12 protein-coding genes are annotated in these 12,744 nt (G+C 40.3%); 10 read left to right on the forward strand and 2 right to left on the reverse strand.

The window, feature by feature from the left end:
* Window positions 1-30: 30 nt before the first annotated feature.
* Both CXF64_RS08795 and CXF64_RS08800 read left to right on the forward strand, forming a co-directional pair.
* The gene (locus CXF64_RS08795) at window positions 31-465 is read left to right on the forward strand and encodes a VOC family protein (protein ID WP_024607667.1); all 435 of its coding nucleotides are present in this window, start codon (window positions 31-33) and stop codon (window positions 463-465) included.
* Window positions 466-471: 6 nt separating this feature from the next.
* The gene (locus CXF64_RS08800; protein ID WP_101216832.1) at window positions 472-909 is read left to right on the forward strand and encodes a hypothetical protein; all 438 of its coding nucleotides are present in this window, start codon (window positions 472-474) and stop codon (window positions 907-909) included.
* A 13-nt stretch (window positions 910-922) separates the two neighbouring features.
* On the opposite strand, the gene CXF64_RS08805 is transcribed toward CXF64_RS08800, so the two are convergent.
* A complete protein-coding gene (locus tag CXF64_RS08805; RefSeq protein WP_101216833.1) occupies window positions 923-2,398 on the reverse strand; it encodes an NAD(P)H-hydrate dehydratase in 1,476 nt (491 codons plus the stop codon).
* Window positions 2,399-2,647: 249 nt separating this feature from the next.
* Here CXF64_RS08805 and gmk point away from each other — a divergent pair, with 249 nt between their 5' ends.
* The 5 genes from gmk to CXF64_RS08830 all read left to right on the forward strand — a co-directional run bounded on the left by gmk (window position 2,648) and on the right by CXF64_RS08830 (window position 8,061).
* Window positions 2,648-3,268 carry a guanylate kinase gene (gene gmk, locus CXF64_RS08810; RefSeq protein WP_024589559.1) on the forward strand — a complete coding sequence of 207 codons (621 nt, stop codon included), beginning with the start codon at window positions 2,648-2,650 and terminating at the stop codon, window positions 3,266-3,268.
* 125 nt (window positions 3,269-3,393) lie between these two features.
* Complete coding sequence (rpoZ, locus tag CXF64_RS08815; protein WP_007378835.1) at window positions 3,394-3,669, forward strand: DNA-directed RNA polymerase subunit omega; 276 nt, start codon at window positions 3,394-3,396, stop codon at window positions 3,667-3,669.
* Window positions 3,670-3,791: 122 nt separating this feature from the next.
* Complete coding sequence (gene spoT / locus CXF64_RS08820; protein ID WP_007580016.1) at window positions 3,792-5,897, forward strand: bifunctional GTP diphosphokinase/guanosine-3',5'-bis pyrophosphate 3'-pyrophosphohydrolase; 2,106 nt, start codon at window positions 3,792-3,794, stop codon at window positions 5,895-5,897.
* 12 nt (window positions 5,898-5,909) lie between these two features.
* Entirely contained in the window at window positions 5,910-6,302 is a 393-nt protein-coding gene (locus CXF64_RS08825) for a RidA family protein (RefSeq protein WP_007580015.1), read from the forward strand.
* Window positions 6,303-6,453: 151 nt separating this feature from the next.
* Window positions 6,454-8,061: a DUF342 domain-containing protein gene (locus CXF64_RS08830; RefSeq protein WP_101216834.1), complete on the forward strand. Its 1,608-nt coding sequence runs from the start codon at window positions 6,454-6,456 to the stop codon at window positions 8,059-8,061.
* 39 nt (window positions 8,062-8,100) lie between these two features.
* Here CXF64_RS08830 and asnA read toward each other — a convergent pair whose 3' ends face one another.
* Window positions 8,101-9,096 carry an aspartate--ammonia ligase gene (gene asnA, locus CXF64_RS08835; protein ID WP_101164414.1) on the reverse strand — a complete coding sequence of 332 codons (996 nt, stop codon included), beginning with the start codon at window positions 9,094-9,096 and terminating at the stop codon, window positions 8,101-8,103.
* A gap of 197 nt (window positions 9,097-9,293) precedes the next feature.
* On the opposite strand from asnA, the gene asnC reads away from it, so the two are divergent.
* The 3 genes from asnC to recG are packed head-to-tail and all read left to right on the forward strand — an operon-like array spanning window position 9,294 to window position 12,620.
* Window positions 9,294-9,752, forward strand: a complete 459-nt coding sequence (asnC, locus tag CXF64_RS08840; RefSeq protein ID WP_002958822.1) for a transcriptional regulator AsnC — start codon at window positions 9,294-9,296, stop codon at window positions 9,750-9,752.
* Window positions 9,753-9,793: 41 nt separating this feature from the next.
* On the forward strand, window positions 9,794-10,480 hold the full coding sequence (gene trmH / locus CXF64_RS08845) for a tRNA (guanosine(18)-2'-O)-methyltransferase TrmH (protein WP_002958821.1): 687 nt from the start codon (window positions 9,794-9,796) through the stop codon (window positions 10,478-10,480).
* A 58-nt stretch (window positions 10,481-10,538) separates the two neighbouring features.
* Window positions 10,539-12,620: an ATP-dependent DNA helicase RecG gene (gene recG, locus CXF64_RS08850; protein ID WP_101216835.1), complete on the forward strand. Its 2,082-nt coding sequence runs from the start codon at window positions 10,539-10,541 to the stop codon at window positions 12,618-12,620.
* Window positions 12,621-12,744: the final 124 nt, after the last annotated feature.

The following is a 12,744-nucleotide window of genomic DNA, read 5'->3' on the forward strand; positions in this document are numbered from 1 at the left end:
ATTTATTTAATAGTACGGAGTGAGCTAAACATGACTAACGTTCAACAGCATATCGGCAGCATTGCATTAGTTGTTAAGGACTACGACGATGCCATTGAGTTTTATACTCAAAAGCTTAACTTTGAGTTAGTTGAGGATACTGATTTAGGAGAGGGTAAACGCTGGGTGTTAATTTCACCTCCAAATTCAAACGGGGCTAGTTCAAATGGGACTAATTCGAGCAGGACTAATCTACTGCTTGCTAAAGCCACAACACCCGAACAGATCAGCGCTATTGGTAATCAAACGGGTGGGCGCGTATTTTTATTTTTGCATACTGATGACTTTTGGCGAGATTATAATTTAATGCTTTTTAAAGGCGTTACATTTAACGAAGAGCCTAGAGTAGAACCCTATGGCACCGTAGCGGTTTTTGAAGACTTGTATGGTACAAAATGGGATTTATTACAGCTTAATAATCAGTGAGATAAAATGCTGTTAAATATAAAAGCAAAATTTTTATTAAGCGCAGGAGTTATTGCATCTGCAGCGGCTGTATGGCATTTACTTTGTATATGGAGTGGCACTAGTTGGTTTATATTTGCTCGCGCCCCAATACAAATAATAGAATCATCACAGCAAGGTACATTCCTTGCGCCTTTAGGTAGTATTGCAATAGCTGGACTCATGTTTGCCTGTACTGCATTTGCCTTATCAGCAATTGGCTTAGTGCGTAACATAGTACTTACTAGAACCGCTTTAACTGCTATTGCAACCTTGTGTATCATACGAAGCTTAATAATTATCCCTGCATTAATACGAGCCGATACGTGGAATATTATAGCGAGCAGTGTTTGGCTTTATGTAGGTGTATGCTTTTTAGTGGATGCAATAACGTTCCACAATTTAAAGCCGAACACTGATAGTTGAGTGACGCTTAAACTCACGTCACTTTATTAACTAACTCTCTTACAATTGCGAATAAATCACTGGGTAGCATTCCCCTTTGCCCGTCTCGCTCACTTGCAATATCACCGGCTTTAGCATGCAGTGTTACACCATAGCGTGCTGCTTCATCAATAGTTAAACCTTGGGCAAGCAATGCCCCAATAATACCAGTGAGTACATCGCCACTGCCGCCAACGGCCAATGCCGGGTTGCCATCTTCACATACCCACGTTTGCTCAGCATTATCTATTAATGTTCCAGCCCCTTTTAATACACAAGTCGCGGTATAGCGCTTGGAGCAAAGGCGAGCATAATTAAAACGGTCTGATTCTATGTCGCTGGTGCTAACACTTAGCAGTCGAGAGGCTTCGCCGGGATGTGGAGTAAGTACGCATTGCTCTAACGTGTATGATGAAGCTTGCTTAGCCAGTAAATTAAGGGCATCTGCATCTATAACCAATGGCATTTTATTGTTTTGGCAATATTGCATTACTTCATCGAATGTTTGTTGTGCCCACTCGTCTTGCCCAAGCCCTGGGCCAATAACAACGCAGCTTGCCCACTCTAGCGCTTGATGTAAGTTATTACTGCTTACCATAAGTTCTGGTCTGCCAATACTAATAGGCGTTATTGAGCTTTCGTGTGTATACACTCTTACCATGCCAGCACCCGTTCTAAGAGCTGCTTCACTACTTAACCTAATTGCACCTGCAGTACCTTGATTGCCACCAACACATAAAAGTTTACCGTGGCTTCCTTTGTGACTATTGATTGCCCGCGTGGCTATTCCTTTAAAGCTATTGATATTAACAAGGGTTCCTGAAGATTGAGCGATACAAGTAAACGCATCGCCAATTGCTAAATCATCAAATACTAACTTACCGCTATATTGTTTACCTGCCGTCGTTGCGAGCCCTTGCTTAATGCCCACAAAAGTAACGGTTGAAGTCGCTTGTACTGCACATCCTAAAGGCTGCCCTGTATTTGCTTCAATACCTGATGGAATATCAATGCTTATTACGGGCTTATCACTGTTATTTACAGCTTTTATTATATTCGCAAAATTATCGCGCACTGCGTTTTTAAGGCCAGTACCAAGGAGCGCATCAATAACTATATCGCACTTATTAAGAGTGTCTTTTGTAAAATGAGAAACCACCCCACCCGCTTCAATCCATAACTGCTGCGCTTTTGCTGCATCACCGGTTAATACTTTATTAGGCTCAGCTGCGCATACTGTTACCTCTTTACCTGATTGCATAATAAGCCTAGCTACAATGTAACCGTCTCCAGCGTTGTTACCATGGCCAACAATAACTAATGTATGCTGTGCATCAAATAACTGCCATTGCTTATATATGGCCTCGCCTGCACGCTGCATTAGGGTAAATAAATCACAATGACTATTTTTAGCAGCTAAAGCTTCACTATCTCTTACTTGTTGTGCGGTAAATAAAGTTTTATTGAGCATGACGGATCCTGTAATAGGTGATACTTCACCTTATCAAATACTTATATCTAGCGGCTAGTTCTGTTAATAATTTTAAACTGCAATTTTATTTAAAGCGTAACTTAGTAAAACACTCCCGAGCCAATTTGGGCATGACCAACATGAGCACGACTAACTTGAGCAAGGTGAGCTAATTAAAGTACAATGCAGTTAATTAAAGGCTTGGCTTACTTGTAACCCAAGCCTGTTTATTTTTAGGTAGAGAAAAACATGGCACAAACTCGCGGTAACTTATTTATTTTGTCAGCCCCTTCTGGTGCTGGTAAATCAAGCTTAATCAATGCGTTATTAAAAAAACACGCTGACATGAAAGTATCTGTATCACATACAACTCGCGCCCCTCGCCCAGGTGAAGAAAATGGCGTGCATTATCACTTTGTATCTACAGACGAATTTAAAGCGCTTATTGCCAAAGATGACTTTTTTGAATGGGCTCAAGTATTCGATAATTACTACGGCACATCAAAGCAGGCTATTGAGTCGCAACTTGATGCCGGTATTGATGTGTTTTTAGATATTGATTGGCAAGGCGCTCAGCAAGTGCGCAAAATTATGCCAAGCGTACAAACTATTTTTATTCTACCTCCTTCAAAAGAAGAATTAGAACAACGCTTAAATAACCGTGGCCAAGATTCGGCTGAAATTATTGCCTCTCGTATGGCAAAAGCACAATCTGAAACATCACATTATAACGAATACGACTTTGTAATTGTTAATGATGACTTTGAGAGCGCACTTGCCGACATAGAAATAATTGTAATGGCTCAGCGCTTAACACTAAAAGCGCAAGAAGATCGTCACCAAGTTTTACTAAATAGTCTGCTTAAATAATTTAAGCTTACTTAAATTAGGCTTAGGCAAGTAAAACTGATAAAAATTGAACACTGGCTATTGGCGAAAGTGGCTCCTTGGAGTAAACTACGTCTTTGCTTTTAAATTATTTTTGGAGTGCTGTGATGGCCCGCGTAACAGTTGAAGATGCAGTAGATGCAGTTGGTAATCGTTTTGACTTAATTTTAGTTGCGGCTCGTCGTGCCCGCCAAATTGCTGTTGGTGGTAAAACTCCACTAGTAGACCCTGAAAACGATAAGCCAACGGTAGTTGCTTTACGTGAAATTGAATTAGGTTTAGTTGATAGCGCTTCAATGGACTTAATTGACCGTGAAGAACAACAACACCAAGAAGCAGCAGAATTAGCTGCTGTTGCTGCCATTGTTGGTGGCAACCAATAATCGACCTCCCGGTCTGATTTAGCCAACGGCGCAGTATTTCTACTATAGCCGTTGGCAATCCTTTCATTTCATCGTATATTCGTAGCTTACCTAATTTGCTTCACTAGAACATTGGAGTGTGAATGTATCTTTTTGAAGGTCTTAAAAAGAAAATTTCAGAATACTTGCCCGCTGCTGATGTAGAGCTGGTTCAAAAATCTTACGTGGTAGCCCGAGAGGCCCATGAAGGACAAACTCGCTCAAGTGGCGAACCTTACATAACTCATCCAGTAGAAGTAACCCAAATTCTTGCAGGCATGCATCTTGACCATGAAACGCTCATGGCCGCGCTAATGCATGATGTAATTGAAGATACTGATTTTAGCCAACAAGATTTAGCCGAAATTTTTGGCGAAACTGTGGCAGAACTCGTTGAAGGTGTAAGTAAGCTCGATAAGCTCAGCTTTAAAGATAAAAAAGAATTCCAAGCTGAAAACTACCGCAAAATGATTATGGCAATGACTCAGGATATTCGAGTTATTTTAATCAAGCTTGCTGATAGAACGCACAATATGCGTACTTTAGGGGCACTGCGCCCAGATAAGCGCCGCAGAATAGCACGTGAAACGCTTGAGATTTACGCGCCAATAGCAAACCGCTTAGGTATTCACGATATTAAAAATGAGCTTGAAGACTTAGGTTTTCAAGCTTTATATCCTATGCGTCATCGCGCACTTAAATCTGAAGTAGCTAAAGCACGTGGTAATCGCAAAGAAGTTATCACTAATATCCAACATGAAATAGAAGCACGTCTTGAAGAGTCAGGCATTAAAGCGACTGTGTCAGGCCGTGAGAAACATTTATATAGTATTTATAAAAAAATGCTTAATAAAGAACTGCTATTTAACGAAGTTATGGATATTTACGCGTTTAGAATTGCAGTTGATTCTATGGATACGTGTTATCGCGTATTAGGTGTGGCTCATAGTCTTTATAAGCCTATAGAAACACGCTTTAAAGATTATATTGCTGTACCAAAAACTAATGGTTACCAATCGCTTCATACTTCATTAGTTGGCCCACACGGGATACCTGTTGAGATTCAGATTCGTACTCACGATATGGATCAGATGGCCGACAAAGGTGTAGCGGCGCACTGGATGTATAAAAAATCAGGTGATGGTGCCGGTAATACTTCGCAGCAACGTGCTCGCCAATGGATGCAAAGCTTATTAGAGCTTCAGCAAAGTGCGGGTTCATCGTTTGAATTTATTGAAAACGTAAAAACTGAGCTATTCCCAGAAGAAATTTACGTATTTACACCTGATGGTCGTATTGTTGAGCTACCAATGGGCGCTACCGCAGTCGATTTTGCGTATGCAGTGCATACTGATGTAGGCAACACTTGTGTAGGCGCTCGCGTTAATCGCAAGCCACATCCTTTAAGTAGGCCATTAGATACAGGGCAAACCATAGAGATAATAACAAGCTCAGGTGCCCACCCTAATGCAACATGGCTAAACTTTATTGTTACTGGTAAAGCACGCTTAGGTGTTCGTAATTACCTTAGAAGCCAGCATCATGAAGAGGCTATGCTTTTAGGACGTCGTTTACTTGATTCGGCATTAGGCGAAAACAAACTAGATAGCATTGCTGATGAAAATATAGCGAGAGTACTTGAAGAGCACGAACTAACTACTCTTCTTGAATTACTTGTAGAAATTGGCTCTGGTAACTTAATGAGTATGTTAATTGCCAAGCGCTTATTGCAAAATGACAATGACGATTTAACTGATATAACAAGCCAAGCTAAAGCGACCATTATTGGTACTGAAGGCATGTTAGTGAATTACTCTAAGTGTTGCCGACCTGTACCAGGCGATGCCATTACAGCTCATATAAGCCAAGGTAAGGGCCTGACCGTTCACCGCCAAGAATGTAAAAACATTCGTGGTTGGGAAAATGAGCGCTCTAAATACTTAGTTGTAAAATGGGACGATAACCCAGAAAAAGAATATATTGCAGCTCTGAGAGTTGAAATTATTAACCATCAAGGCGCGTTAGCTAAGCTAACCAATGTTGTCGCTACAACCCAAGCCAATATTGTCGAAATTGCCACCGATGAAAAAGAAAGTAATTTATACGTGATAGATTTAGGGGTTACCGTTAAAAACCGTATCCACGTTGCTAACATTATGCGCCGCATTCGCGTTATGCCTGATGTACAAAAAGTCTATCGTAAAAAATAAAATAGGAAACACATGAATAAAGCATTTATCTCTACCGACAAAGCACCTGCAGCTATTGGCACTTACAGCCAAGCAGTTAAAGTAGGTACCGCTGTTTATTTATCTGGTCAAATTCCATTAGTTCCAGAAACGATGGAAATGATTTCAGAAGATTTTAGCGAGCAAACGCATCAAGTATTTAAAAATATTGCTGCGGTATGTGAAGAAGCAGGCGGAAAAATTCACGATTTAGTTAAAATCAATATTTACCTAACTGATCTATCTAACTTCGCCACTGTAAATGAAGTGATGAGCCAATACTTTAAACAACCTTACCCAGCGAGAGCTGCATTAGGTGTTCGTGCACTACCAAAAGGTGCACAAGTTGAAATAGACGGAATAATGGAATTACCTTCTACCAATTAAGTATTACAGGCTATAGAGCCTCTCTATAGCCTTTATTCTCCTCTAAGCACTTCGTTTTATCTGACTTCTTGACTCAAATGTAAATTTCTAGCAATCTGTAGTTGTGTTTTAAAAAACAAACTTAACTTAAGTAGTAAAAAAGGATTAACTCGTGTTTAAGCTTGCCAACAATGGAAATGTTTTATTTGATGTAAAAGAACATATTCCTCCCAGCGCTGCATTTATTTTAGAGGCTCTCGAAAAGTCAGCTTTTTGCGACTGTAAAATAGATCATGACGCTATTAATGATTTTTTTAAAAACGAAAACACACAACAAACTCTCGTTGTAGCAACAAAACACAATGCCACTTTAAATGTAACAATTAGCGACGATAAAATGCTGGCCATTGGCGAGCTAACGATTGCCCAAGGTGGAAAGTTATTAAGTTTAGAAGATGCAAAAAAACAACTCGTTAAAGCAGGCATTGTGCGTGGGTATAAACAAGCTTTTTTAGAACAGCTGCTACAAAAACAATCTGAACACTCTGCGGGATCTGTAGTTAAAGGGATATTAGCTAAAGGTAGGCTCCCAAGCGATGGTTTAGCCACTAAACTAATAACAACCGTAGAGACTTTAAAAGACCGCTTAAAAGCGCCCAAGCTCAAAGAAGATGGCAGTGTGGACATGCGCGACTTTGGCAAGCTTGCAAGCGTAGAACCTGGCTCTGTGCTTATTCGCCAGCAACCAGCAACCCCCGGTAAAGAAGGCTTTACCGTAATAGGTGACATATTGCCCGCAAAGCCCGGAGAAAATAAACAATTAGTGGCAGGCGAAGGCACTGAAATATCAAAAATGAATCCGCTTGAGTTAGTCTCTACTATTGCTGGTGTTCCGGTTGAAATTAATAATGGTATGCGTGTCGACGATATTTTTACCATTTCAGATGTAAATGTAAAAAGCGGCCATATTGACTTTCAAGGCAGTGTTATTGTTACTCGCAATATAGACCCAGGGATGAAAGTAACTGCCAAAGGCGATATTACTATATTTGGCACGGTTGAATCTGGCGAGCTTACTGCAGGAGGAAACATCACGGTTAAACAAGGCATTATTGGCCATCAAAAAATGGATAGTAAGTCACTTTCTTGCAAGCTAATTGCGCTAGGTGATATTCATGTATCTCACTCGCAGTATTGTTACCTCGATGCAAATAATATTTTTATTGATCGCCAAACAAGCCATTGTGTAATAAAAGCTAAGCGCTTACTGCAAGTTGGTCAATCAGACTTACCTAAGGGTAAAATATTTGGTGGTGAAATACTTGATGCAACAACTCTCATTGCTGGCGAAATAGGGAATGAATCAGGCGCTAAAATGATTATTAACCTAGCGGCTTCTGGCGCTGAAATAACAGCGGATACTGATAATTGCTTTAAAGACTTAGCTAAAACAGATGCACAATTAGATACGCTGCAAGCAGCGCTAGAAAAAACTGATTTAGTGAAGGATGCCGAAAAGAAGAAAATATTAATTACTAAAATTGGAGCTACTCAGAAACATTACTGTGAGCAAGCAGAGCTATTAGAAAAACGTCTTTCAAACTTAGATCACGACTTACACGATTTACTTAGCGACGCTAATTTAACGGTGAATTCTGTTTTGCATTCAGGTGTAGAGATTCATATTTTTGATAAAGTACTCAAAACAATCCGCAATTACCCTCCGTGCAACGTTAAACTTTTGAATAACAAAATTGAAATAGAGTTCAAAACAAGCTAATAACTGAGTGCTCTATTGAGCACTCAAATTTATTCACATTTAAAGTAAGCCACTTACCGTATCATAAGTTTGACTTGGCCATACACCCACTTGTACTTGGCCAATATGCTGCTTTTGTAGCAATAGCATCGCTAGCCGCGACTGCCCTATTCCACCGCCAATCGTTTGCGGAAATTTACTTTGTAGTAGCGCTTTATGCCAATCAAACTCTAAGCGGTCTTCATCTCCAGTTGTACTTAACTGCGCTTTTAAAACCTCAGGGCTTACACGTATACCCATTGATGATATTTCAAATGCATCTTCAAGTACTGGGTTCCATACTAAAATATCACCATTTAAACCCATATATTGATCGCATGTTGGCGTAGACCAATCATCGTAATCTGGGGCTCTTACATCATGAATTTTGCCATCTCCAAGCGCGCCACCAATACCAATTAAAAATACAGCACCATATTCTTGTGCAATGGCTTTTTCGCGTTGCTTAGCACTAAAGTCAGGATACATTTTACGTAGCTCTTCACTGTGTACAAACTTAATATCGTCCGGTAAAAAAGGCGTTAAGCCATAAGACTCTCTTACAAAAGCTTCCGTCTCTTTTATCCCTTTATAAATAGATTGAACAGTTTGCTTTAGTGTTGCCAGCGAACGCTCTGTCGTTTCGCTAATTACTTTTTCCCAATCCCATTGATCAACATATACAGAATGAATAGGACTTAATGAATCTTCATCTGGGCGCAAAGCCTTCATTTGAGTGTAAATACCCTCACCAACACTAAAGCCATAAGTTGCCAGTGTTTTACGTTTCCACTTAGCCAACGAATGCACCACTTCGTAGCGGCTATCTGTAATCGCTTTCACATTTACAGCAACTGCGTTTTCATGGCCGCTTAAGTTATCTTGCGTGCCGTCGCCAACCTTAGCCAAAATTGGGGCTTGAACCTCAACCAGCCCAAGTTGGGTTTCTAGTTGTTGTGAAAAAAATTGCTTAACTTTACTTATTTGCTGCTGTTGCTGCACATAGTGTGAACTCATAATAATTGGCCTCATTCCCAGTTATTGTTACTTGCTTAATTGATAAAAAGCGATCTAATTAACGCCCCTAATGAAGTTAATGTAACGATTTAAAGGATTAATTCAACATCCCATAACAAAAATAGCTTTAATATATAAAAACCATCAATTAAGTGGTATAAAAACCATATATTCGATAATTTTATGAGAAAAATATAATGGAAAATTATTTAATCGATAATCTCGATAAACAGATACTTCATGCGTTAATGGCAAATGCCCGTACTGCGTACGCCGAATTAGCAAAAAGATTTAATGTAAGCGCAGGAACAATTCACGTAAGAATTGAAAAAATGAAGCAAGCAGGGATCATTACAGGCACCCAATTAACGATTAATACTAAACAGCTGGGCTACGATGTATGCTGCTTTATAGGTATTAATTTAAATAACGCACGTGATTACCCGCAAACGCTTATAAAGCTAGAAGCATTGGAGGAAGTGGTAGAGGCTTATTACACAACAGGTAACTACAGTATATTTATAAAGGTAATGACAAAGTCCATTGATCACTTACAAGATGTGCTGATTAATAAAATACAGGCAATAGAAGCCATTCAATCAACAGAAACACTAATTTCTCTACAAAACCCAATTAGCCGCACGGTAATGCCTTAACTGTAAAAATCTCGTATAATTGCCGAAAAAAGAGGATAACCATGCAGCAAACTCGCTATCAAAGAATCGAAGACGTACTTTCGCGCCGTCAAACAGACTTAACCGTGTGCTTAGAAGACGTGCACAAACACCATAACTTATCTGCAATAGTACGAAGTGCTGATGCGGTTGGTTGCCATCACGTACATGCTGTATGGCCTGAAAAGCAAAAATGGCTAACAAACAATACCTCAGGCGGCAGTAAAAACTGGCTAGAGACGCACTTACATAGAAATATTGATGATGCCGTTACTGCAATGCGTGAACGCAATCCAGAAATACAAATATTAGCGACTCACTTATCAGAAGATGCTGTTGATTTTAGAGAAGTAGATTACACCAAGCCAACGGCTATTATTGTTGGACAAGAAAAAACGGGGATATCAGAAAAAGCCCTAGAATATGCCGATCAAAATATTATTATTCCAATGCAAGGCATGGTGCAATCACTAAATGTTTCAGTTGCTGCTGCGCTAATATTGTTTGAAGCACAGCGCCAACGCGAGCTGGCTGGTTTATATAATAGAGATATGTTGAGCGCCGAAGTTAAACATCCACTTTACTTTGAAGGCTGCCACCCTATTATCGCAAGGCAGTGTAAACAAAAAAAATTACCTTATCCTGCACTTGATGAAAACGGCGAAATAGTCGCTGACGAGCAATTTTGGCAAACTTTAAAACATACTTGATGGACTAAAGCTCTGTAAGTACACTTAACTTATTCACAAATAATAAGATTGATATAATTTGTCTAAACCTAGCTTAAATCAATACCCAATTACAGAGCTCAAAGGGGTCGGCCCAAAAATGGCTGAGCGTTTGTTAAAGCTAGGTATTTTAACTGTGCAAGATATGCTTTTTCATTTGCCACTTCGCTACGAAGATCGCACTCGCTTATACGCGATTAATGAGTTGTCGCTGCATAGCCATGTGAGTGTTGAAGCAACAATTGAAACAAGCCAAATCACGTTTGGAAAAAGGCGCATGCTTGTTTGCCAAATCAATGATGGTACTGGTAGGCTAACACTACGATTTTTTAATTTTACCGCCGCACAAAAAAACGCATTTAGCGCTGGCAAAATAATACGTTGTTTTGGTGAAGTGCGCCGTGGCCGTGTTGGCTTTGAAATGAGTCATCCTGAATACAGCATCAGCGATACCTCTAACGAGCAGCCGGTAGCGACAACATTAACGCCCGTTTATTCAACAACCGAAGGCTTAAAGCAACTATCGATTAGAGCTTTAAGCGAACAGGCTATTGATTTACTAAATAAATACTCAGTAGAAGAACTAATGCCTTCACAGTGGCAGCCATCAAATATGCCGTTAAGTGACGCCTTATTATTACTGCACCGCCCACCAAATGATGTTGATGTAACTGCATTAGAGCAAGGTACTCACCCTGCTCAACAGCGCCTTGTATTTGAGGAGTTACTTGCTCAAAACCTCAGCTTATTAAAAGTACGAGAGCAAGGGCAACAAGTTAAAGCCGTGGCATTAAATCCGGTAAACACATTAGAAAGCCAGTTTTTAGAGCAACTTCCTTTTGCACCCACAAATGCGCAAAGCCGCGTAGTTGCTGAAATTAAAGGTGACATGCAACACGCGTATCCCATGATGCGTTTAGTACAAGGCGATGTAGGCTCTGGTAAAACCCTAGTAGCAGCACTTAGTGCACTAACAGCCATTGCGCAGGGCTTTCAAGTCGCTTTAATGGCTCCTACTGAAATTTTATCAGAGCAACATGGTGTTAATTTTACAACGTGGTTTAATCAACTAGGTATAACAGTTGCTTGGCTTGGCGGTAAAACAAAAGGCAAAGAGCGCGTAGCAACACTTGAAAAAATAGCCTCTGGTGAAGCGCAAATGATTGTAGGTACTCACGCCTTATTTCAAGATGAAGTTAAGTTTAATAACTTAGTGCTTATAGTTATTGATGAACAACACCGCTTTGGTGTCCACCAGCGTTTATCACTGCGTGAAAAAGGTAAGTTTGGTGATTGTTACCCTCATCAACTAGTCATGACCGCAACACCCATTCCACGCACGCTCGCCATGACCGCCTATGCCGACTTAGAAACCTCTGTGATTGATGAGCTGCCACCTGGGCGTACGCCAATCACAACAGTAGCACTTCCTGATACTCGCAGAGACGATATTATTGCCCGCGTTAAATTAGCGTGTAACGAGCAAGGCCGCCAAGTTTATTGGGTGTGTACACTTATTGATGAATCTGAAGTACTGCAATGCCAAGCCGCCGAAGACAGCGCACTGCAGTTAAAAGAAGCATTACCAGAGCTAAACGTAGGTTTAGTACATGGGCGAATGAAATCAGCTGAAAAACAAGCCATTATGAGCGAGTTTAAAGCAGGTAATATACATGTTTTAGTTGCCACTACGGTTATTGAAGTTGGTGTAGATGTCCCTAATGCGAGCTTAATCATTATAGAAAACCCTGAGCGCTTAGGCTTAGCACAGCTGCATCAGTTACGTGGGCGGGTTGGCCGTGGCGCTACTGCATCGCATTGCGTGCTTTTATACCACGCACCACTGTCTCATACTGCTCAAAAGCGATTAGGTGTACTACGCGATAGTAACGATGGTTTTGTGATAGCAGAGCGCGATTTAGAAATTCGTGGCCCTGGTGAAGTACTCGGTACAAAACAAACAGGGTTAGCCGAGTTTAAAATTGCCGATCTTACCCGCGATAAGCACATACTTAACCAAGTTAGACCGATTGCACAGCAAATGCTTAAGCAACACCCAGAGGTTGTTGACCCACTAATTCAACGTTGGTTGGGTAACAAGCAAAATTACGCGCAAGCGTAACCACTCTATTTTCGATACTTTTGAGTTTACTAAGTTAATTTACTAAATTAGCTTACAAAGGATATAAAAAAGCCAGCCCTAAACAATATAGAGCTGACTACTGATATCTAAGCTAAGCAGCATA

It is taken from the genome of Pseudoalteromonas sp. GutCa3, from assembly GCF_002836155.1.
Lineage (GTDB): Bacteria > Pseudomonadota > Gammaproteobacteria > Enterobacterales > Alteromonadaceae > Pseudoalteromonas > Pseudoalteromonas arctica.

What these genes read in the sequence shown, in the direction of transcription:
- CXF64_RS08800 (WP_101216832.1), top strand. Translation starts at nt 472, where the DNA reads ATGCTGTTAAATATAAAAGCAAAATTTTTATTAAGCGCAGGAGTTATT.
- spoT (WP_007580016.1), top strand. Translation starts at nt 3,792, where the DNA reads ATGTATCTTTTTGAAGGTCTTAAAAAGAAAATTTCAGAATACTTGCCC.
- asnA (WP_101164414.1), bottom strand. Translation starts at nt 9,096, where the DNA reads ATGAGTTCACACTATGTGCAGCAACAGCAGCAAATAAGTAAAGTTAAG.
- rpoZ (WP_007378835.1), top strand. Translation starts at nt 3,394, where the DNA reads ATGGCCCGCGTAACAGTTGAAGATGCAGTAGATGCAGTTGGTAATCGT.
- CXF64_RS08825 (WP_007580015.1), top strand. Translation starts at nt 5,910, where the DNA reads ATGAATAAAGCATTTATCTCTACCGACAAAGCACCTGCAGCTATTGGC.
- trmH (WP_002958821.1), top strand. Translation starts at nt 9,794, where the DNA reads ATGCAGCAAACTCGCTATCAAAGAATCGAAGACGTACTTTCGCGCCGT.
- CXF64_RS08805 (WP_101216833.1), bottom strand. Translation starts at nt 2,398, where the DNA reads ATGCTCAATAAAACTTTATTTACCGCACAACAAGTAAGAGATAGTGAA.
- asnC (WP_002958822.1), top strand. Translation starts at nt 9,294, where the DNA reads ATGGAAAATTATTTAATCGATAATCTCGATAAACAGATACTTCATGCG.
- gmk (WP_024589559.1), top strand. Translation starts at nt 2,648, where the DNA reads ATGGCACAAACTCGCGGTAACTTATTTATTTTGTCAGCCCCTTCTGGT.
- CXF64_RS08795 (WP_024607667.1), top strand. Translation starts at nt 31, where the DNA reads ATGACTAACGTTCAACAGCATATCGGCAGCATTGCATTAGTTGTTAAG.